General features: G+C 55.8%; 6 protein-coding genes. 4 read left to right on the top strand and 2 right to left on the bottom strand.

Annotation, left to right across the window (positions count from 1 at the left end):
* Positions 1 to 67: 67 nt before the first annotated feature.
* Positions 68 to 628: a recombinase family protein gene (locus GEU01_RS18890; protein WP_019087312.1), complete on the bottom strand. Its 561-nt coding sequence runs from the start codon at positions 626 to 628 to the stop codon at positions 68 to 70.
* Between the two features lie 260 nt (positions 629 to 888).
* On the opposite strand from GEU01_RS18890, the gene GEU01_RS18885 reads away from it, so the two are divergent.
* The 4 genes from GEU01_RS18885 (at position 889) to GEU01_RS24985 (ending at position 5,815) form a co-directional block, all read left to right on the top strand.
* Positions 889 to 1,578, top strand: coding sequence for a hypothetical protein (locus GEU01_RS18885; protein ID WP_010517542.1), 690 nt, complete (start codon positions 889 to 891; stop codon positions 1,576 to 1,578).
* Positions 1,578 to 4,181 (top strand): EAL domain-containing protein, encoded by a 2,604-nt coding sequence (locus GEU01_RS18880; RefSeq protein WP_019087311.1) that lies wholly within the window; start codon positions 1,578 to 1,580, stop codon positions 4,179 to 4,181. Before GEU01_RS18885 ends, GEU01_RS18880 begins: the two co-directional genes overlap by 1 nt.
* Before the next feature lie 110 nt (positions 4,182 to 4,291).
* A complete protein-coding gene (locus tag GEU01_RS18875; protein ID WP_010517538.1) occupies positions 4,292 to 4,906 on the top strand; it encodes an NERD domain-containing protein in 615 nt (204 codons plus the stop codon).
* Between the two features lie 87 nt (positions 4,907 to 4,993).
* Entirely contained in the window at positions 4,994 to 5,815 is an 822-nt protein-coding gene (locus tag GEU01_RS24985; protein ID WP_010517535.1) for a 2OG-Fe(II) oxygenase, read from the top strand.
* A gap of 75 nt (positions 5,816 to 5,890) precedes the next feature.
* Here GEU01_RS24985 and GEU01_RS18865 read toward each other — a convergent pair.
* Positions 5,891 to 6,263 (bottom strand): IS5 family transposase (locus GEU01_RS18865; RefSeq protein ID WP_019085529.1); only part of this gene is annotated, 373 nt, incomplete at its 5' end.

Here is a 6,263-nt window from a genome sequence, read left to right as displayed (position 1 = left end):
AGCTTATCAAGCCCGCAAAACTGTCCGAACGGACGGGACCACCTCACAGGGTCAGCGTAAACAGTTCTTACTTGTTATTGGTAACTGCCCGATAGATGGTGGCTTTATGTACGCCAAAACGGGCTGCGACTTCTGAAATGGAGAGGTTATCGTCACGGACAAGCTTCCGGATCGTCGCAATCTGCTCTGCGCTGAGCTTGGCTGGCCGACCAAGATGGACACCCCGTTCCTTGGCCCGTTTCCTACCCGTTTCCGTGAGATTGCGGCTTAATGCGCGTTCAAATTCAGCAATGCCGGCAAAAACACCAAGAATCATTTTCCCATAGGGAACGGTGGTATCGGCCCAGGGTTCACAAAGGGAACGCAGCCCTGCTCCTTTTTCACGCAGTCGATCAGCCACCTCCAGCAGGTGGGGCGTTGACCAGGCGAGACGGTCGAGAGAATAGACAACCAAAGTATCATCAGAAGAAAGTTCTGTCAGGACGTCCCCCAGAATGGGCCAGTCCCGGCTCAATGTAGGAACTTTTTCCTCATATATTTTGTTACAACCCGCCTTTCGGAGCGCTTCTACCTGTTGAAGAAGCGTCGCTTCTTCCGCATTTTCGCGCGCGTACCCGATCAGCATCATATTATTCGTTTATATTGGCACATTAGCTTTGTTTTATAGACGATTGCGCGAACGCATGGCCAGCATTTTTTTGGTTTTCAAATGACGGGTCTTATGCAACAATAAATTCCGTTACGTCCTCATCACCTCCACCATCATGCGGTTTCACATCGGGCAGAAAGGCCACGCCACAAATATTTCATATTTTGGCCCAATAGCCAGTGGTCAGAAACCCCGAAACTTCCTTGCTGGTGCGAGTATTTTTGAGACAGGCGATACATATGAAGATGGCAACGGACAATGGCTGCTCCCTTGTGGTCCGCGCGGACGAGACCGCGGTCAGAAACGGCTTTTTCAACTGGAACAACGTGATTGAGGTTGTAAACAGATCACTTCCCCTTTCACGCAGGTCGGACCTGTCTTCCTATCGCTTCGTCATAGGGTCACGAGCCTGGGTCCGCACGAACCTGACAGATCTGGCCCGGTGGAGCAGTTGGGAATATGTCCTGCAGGGGGGAACGCTGGAAATCGACAGTTTTGGCCCCTTTCAGGTTCTGTGGCTGCACCTGATTATTGATCCGGCGGGGGGAGAAATCATTTTCGGACCCAAGCATTCCGAAGCCGGCCTTATCCTGATCGACATCACATTTGGCAGTTCGGACCGCGCCGCGCCATTCAGCCTGATATTCCGCGGCAACGAGACCCTGACGGCATCCTATGATTCCGATACCCGCATCACGCTGGTCGGACTGCTTGCGGGATGTGGGGCGGAACGGGACTGCGCGGCATGGGCGGTCGTGCGCTGTGATGGGGACCCCTACGGGCTGTCCCGTCCTGAAAACTGGCAGCAGGGGGGAGAAGGGACAGACACGTTCCCGCTTTTTCTCAAACGCTACCGGACACAGACCCCTGAGAACGGCGTCGTCATCCATTTACCCACCAGAACACAACAGACAGGCAGACCAGACTAATGGGCGAACGACAGACCTATCCCATTCCGGACAAACTGCTGGAAAGCATTGATACGGGTATCCTGCTTGTCAGCAATGATAACACAATCATCTTTGCCAATGATAACGCGGCCCGTATCTGGGGTGGCCCCATGCCCGGACTGGTCGGCCGGAAACTCGATATTCTCTTTCCCACCGGGACAGACATCCTGCCCTGTACCTTTGGTGAGAACCTGACGAATGTTGCGCTATGCCCATCCGGCGTGTCCGGGGGTAAGGTCTGTCGTTCCCCTACGGAAAATCACCACCACCTGACCTTGCTGCGGCATGACGGCACGGCGTTTTCTGCCGAGATGTCCGTGGCACGGGCCGAGGGGGCGGGACAGCAGGTGTTTGTTATTTCCCTGCGCGACGTGACACGGGATCTGTCCCGACGTGAACAGGACCTGCAGTATGCCACCATCGTACAACGCAATGCATGCGGCATCCTGATACTGGACAGCCAGTGCCGCATTACCTATGCCAATGCAGCGGCGGCCCGGTTTTCGGGCATCGGTGCCGAGGGTATGGAAGGGGCTGATTTCTCGGCCTTTCTGTCCGGGCAGCAGGGCGATATTGCAACATTACAGGCCTTTCGCCGTCGTCTGCAGCGCTGTCGGCCCTTTGAACTGGAAATTCATTCCCGCACCGACACAGGTCAGGACATCTGGCTTCTGGCAACCGTAACGCCCTTATGCAGCCCCTATGAGGAACTGCACAAAGTGATCGTGGTGCTGAATGACATTACGGGCAGCGAGCAGATAAAGGCGCTGCAGAAGGATATGATGGGGGCACTGACCAGCAACCTGTCCTTCAACGAAATCCTCGCCTTGATGTGCCGCCAGATTGAACGTATCGCCCCGGATGTCGTAACACAGATCGTGGTCGTGGATGATGAACGACGCATGCACCCCGTAGCGCGCGCACGGCTGCCCGCACAGATTGCCGAAGTCTGTGCTGACCTGCAGATAGGCCCCGAGGTCGGGTCATGCGGCACGGCACTGTTCACCGGCAGGGAAGTGGTTACACCAGACATTGAAGCCGATCCGAAATGGAAGGGGTTCTGGCAGTTTGTCGTCCCGCATGGCCTCATGGCCTGTTGGTCGGTGCCGATCCTGCTGCGTGACGGCCGGGTAGGCGGCAGCCTGGCTTTCTATTTCCGTGCCAAGCCCGCACCGGGCAGATGGCACCGGCGGATTGCCGATGCCTGCCTGCACCTGTGCGCGCTTGCCATCGAACAGCAGCGCTCGCGTGAGGATATCGCGCGGCTTACGCAGTATGACACCCTGACGGGCCTGCCCAACCGGACCGGGCTGCGGCACGGTATCAGGCAGCGGGCGGCGCGCGCGCGGCATGAAAACCTACTGGCCCTGATCATAAACCTGGATCGGTTCCGGGCCATCAATAACGGACTGGGACGCCCGGCAGGCAACATGCTGCTGGCTGCGTTGGCCCGGCGGCTATCCGGTCTTATTTCCAGTGACGACCTGCTGGCCCGCAGCGGGGGAGACGAATTTACCCTGATCACGACCGGCGGGGTGGAACGGGCCACGGCACTGGCCGATTCCGTCATGAATGCCGTAGCGGAGCCGGTCGTGATTGACGAGGTTCCCGTTACCGTTACGGCCAGTATCGGCATTGCGGATAATGACGGCGGCCGGCGGGAGACGGAAATACTCATGCAGCAGGCAGAAACGGCGCTGTCGCAGGCGAAGAATGCCGACCGTAACTGCTATCGTTTCTTCAGCGAGGAAATGAACCGGCAGGCGGCGGACCAGATCCTGCTGGCCAACGCGCTGAAGGAGGCGATCAGGACGGACCAGCTCTATCTGGTATACCAGCCGCAGGTCCATGCCGCGACCGGCCGGCTGGAAGGGGTGGAAGCCCTGGCGCGATGGACCGATCCAGCCCTGGGCATGATATCACCGGGCCGTTTTATCCCCCTGGCGGAAGAAACCGGACAGATCGAGGCAATCGGGCTGTGGTCACTGCGGGCGGCCTGTCGACAGATGGCCCTATGGATGCAGGCAGGGGTGGACGTTCCGGTCGTATCGGTCAACATATCCGCGCTGCATTTCAGAAATCCCGACCTGCCACGCCTGATTGGCGAGATCCTGCACGAAAGCGGCATTCCCCCACGGCGCCTGACCATCGAACTGACGGAAAGTGCGATGATAGAAAATTACGATCAGACCCTCATCGCCGCTCAGGTGATCCGGGCCATGGGCATCGGGCTTTCCATGGATGACTTCGGAACCGGTTTTTCCAGCCTGTCGAACCTTGCAAACCTGCCACTTAACGAACTCAAGATTGACCGAAGCTTCATGGATGGCTTTGAACCGACGGGCAAGGTTCACTCTGTGGTCACGGCCATCATCCGTATCGGGCGGAGCCTGGGCATGACCGTGGTGGCGGAAGGCGTGGAAACGCAGGCGCAGCTTGACCTGCTCCGGCAGATCAACTGCGACGTGATACAGGGATATTTCTTTTCCAGGCCCCTGGATGTGCAGGATCTTGAAGCATGGCTGAAGGCGCGCCCCGATACCGGGTGCTCACAGCCTGGCAGCCGGCATGATGCTGCATGAGACGGACATGAATAATGGCGTGACGAAGGGGAGCCGCCCCCCGGTTACCAATTCTTTACAATAAAAGCTTTCTTATCGGATTCGGAGCTTTATCTGTTGCAGGACCGGACATGACACGTGCGCACCGCAATCCCGATTTCCCTGCAGGCGGAGATGCCGCCCTGTGGCAGCAACTATGCGGACAGCCTGCCGCGGATGATCCCGTTACGCAGATGCTTGTGGCAAGTGGCCTACCTGTACTACATGGCATTATCTTGCCATTTGGTACAGACGAACGTGTGGAGATTGACCACATATTTGCCAGCGCAGACGGGTTGCATACTTTACATGCGAAACATTACATCGCGTGGATCAATACGCCTTCTTCCGAAAAAGAAATCCGGTCGCAGGGCGGGGCTGGAAATTTTGCCTATAATAATGATTTCCTGCAAAGTTTCCTGAAACTGGCAGAAGCCGTCAGCACCACCATAAATGATCCATTACCGACACAGGACGGAACCCCCGTTCCCGTGACGGGCCATTTCCTGCTCCCGTACAAGGAGCCACTGATGGCCCCCCTGCAGGATCATGCCCTTCTCCTCCCGGAACTGGAAAACATGCTGAATACCTTGGCCGGCAAGGGCGCCATTCCTGCCGAATATGGCGAGGCATGGTGCCATATTGGAACAGTGCATCATAAATACGTAGTCGCATCATCACAGATACAGAATCGAAGCCCCTTCTGAACTTTTCCTATCTGCACAGTAGACCGGATTTACTAAAAACATCCCAATATCCTACCGCACCTGGCAAGACTATTATTAGGATAGCAGATGTCGTACGTACCCCTGTTAAAAAGAATGGACCGGTCCGACACTTCCCGGCTGAACAGTCTTGCGCAGGAGTTCAAGACAGCCAAGCCATTTCCACATCTGGTCATGGACGGAATGTTCTGTGATTCCCTGCTGAACGAAGCGTTGCAGGCTTTTAATCTCGATCACGTAAACAATATAAATGTATTCCAGAACCAGCTTCAGTCAAAGCGTTCGACCAGCACAAAATCCGTCATGCCTGCAGCAATACAACGGTATTTTGATATTGTGAACGGTGCACCGTTCCTCCGGCTACTGACCAGATTGACAGGAATCACGAATCTGCTTCCCGATCCTTATTTTTATGGGGGGGGCATGCATGAAGTCGCGGGGCAGGGACATTTTCAGGTCCATACCGATTTTCGTTATCACCCCCATACGTGTCTGGAAAATCGCCTGGCTTTGCTGACTTACCTCAATCATGACTGGAAGCCGGAATATGGCGGCCAACTGGAACTGTGGCAGAAAAATCCAACCCGGCCTGTCAGAAAAATTGTTCCCCGGTTCGGGCGCAGCGTTCTCATGCTCCAGTCGCCTGATTCATGGCATGGACACCCCCAGGCCGCGCGAACAGGATATCTGCGGCGGACACTCATTACATATTTTTACACGGCACCCAAAATAAAAGCTGACAGGACGGAACAAAGCACGATCTATCTATCCAACAGCAGACAATCGACCATGCAGAGAGCAGAAATATTCGTACGGAACATAATTCCGCATTTTGTTATTGATACGGCAAGATGGGTACGACACAGAAAACGGAAGCAAAATTTTAGATAATAGCGTTCGCGCGCTTCTTGCATGAGAAATGCTGCTATACTCATGCAAGGTGCATAACACACCCTCTAGGGCCTGTTAGCACTTGATCCAGTCTGCGGCGGCAGCGATGTGGATGACCGCGAGGAACGAGGTTGCTGTTTTTTCGTATCTGGTTGCGACAGCGCGCCATTCCTTGAGACGAGCCCAGAGGTTCTCCACAAGATGTCGGCATCGATAGGCCCATTTGGGACAGGCGACCGGCGCATCGCGTCGTTTCGCGGGAATGGCCGGTCGGGCTCCCATGTCCCATATCCGTTCACGAAAGGCGTCTGACGCGTAGCCTTTGTCCGCCACGACCCACAGGGGAACAGAGGGGAGATCGTCGAGCATGGCTGGCGCCAGTGGCAGTTCATGGGCCTGTCCGGGTGCCAGAGCGAAACCAATGGCTTTTCCGTGTCCGTCCGCGATC

Origin of the sequence: Komagataeibacter europaeus LMG 18890 (genome assembly GCF_000285295.1) — a bacterium.
Lineage (GTDB): Bacteria > Pseudomonadota > Alphaproteobacteria > Acetobacterales > Acetobacteraceae > Komagataeibacter > Komagataeibacter europaeus.
The sequence above is the reverse complement of the archived record's forward strand: the minus strand, read 5'-3'. Positions and strand labels throughout refer to the sequence as shown.

Coding starts and splice junctions, on each gene's coding strand:
- GEU01_RS18890 (WP_019087312.1), bottom strand. CDS start 628: ATGATGCTGATCGGGTACGCGCGCGAAAATGCGGAAGAAGCGACGCTT.
- GEU01_RS18885 (WP_010517542.1), top strand. CDS start 889: ATGAAGATGGCAACGGACAATGGCTGCTCCCTTGTGGTCCGCGCGGAC.
- GEU01_RS24985 (WP_010517535.1), top strand. CDS start 4,994: ATGTCGTACGTACCCCTGTTAAAAAGAATGGACCGGTCCGACACTTCC.
- GEU01_RS18880 (WP_019087311.1), top strand. CDS start 1,578: ATGGGCGAACGACAGACCTATCCCATTCCGGACAAACTGCTGGAAAGC.
- GEU01_RS18875 (WP_010517538.1), top strand. CDS start 4,292: ATGACACGTGCGCACCGCAATCCCGATTTCCCTGCAGGCGGAGATGCC.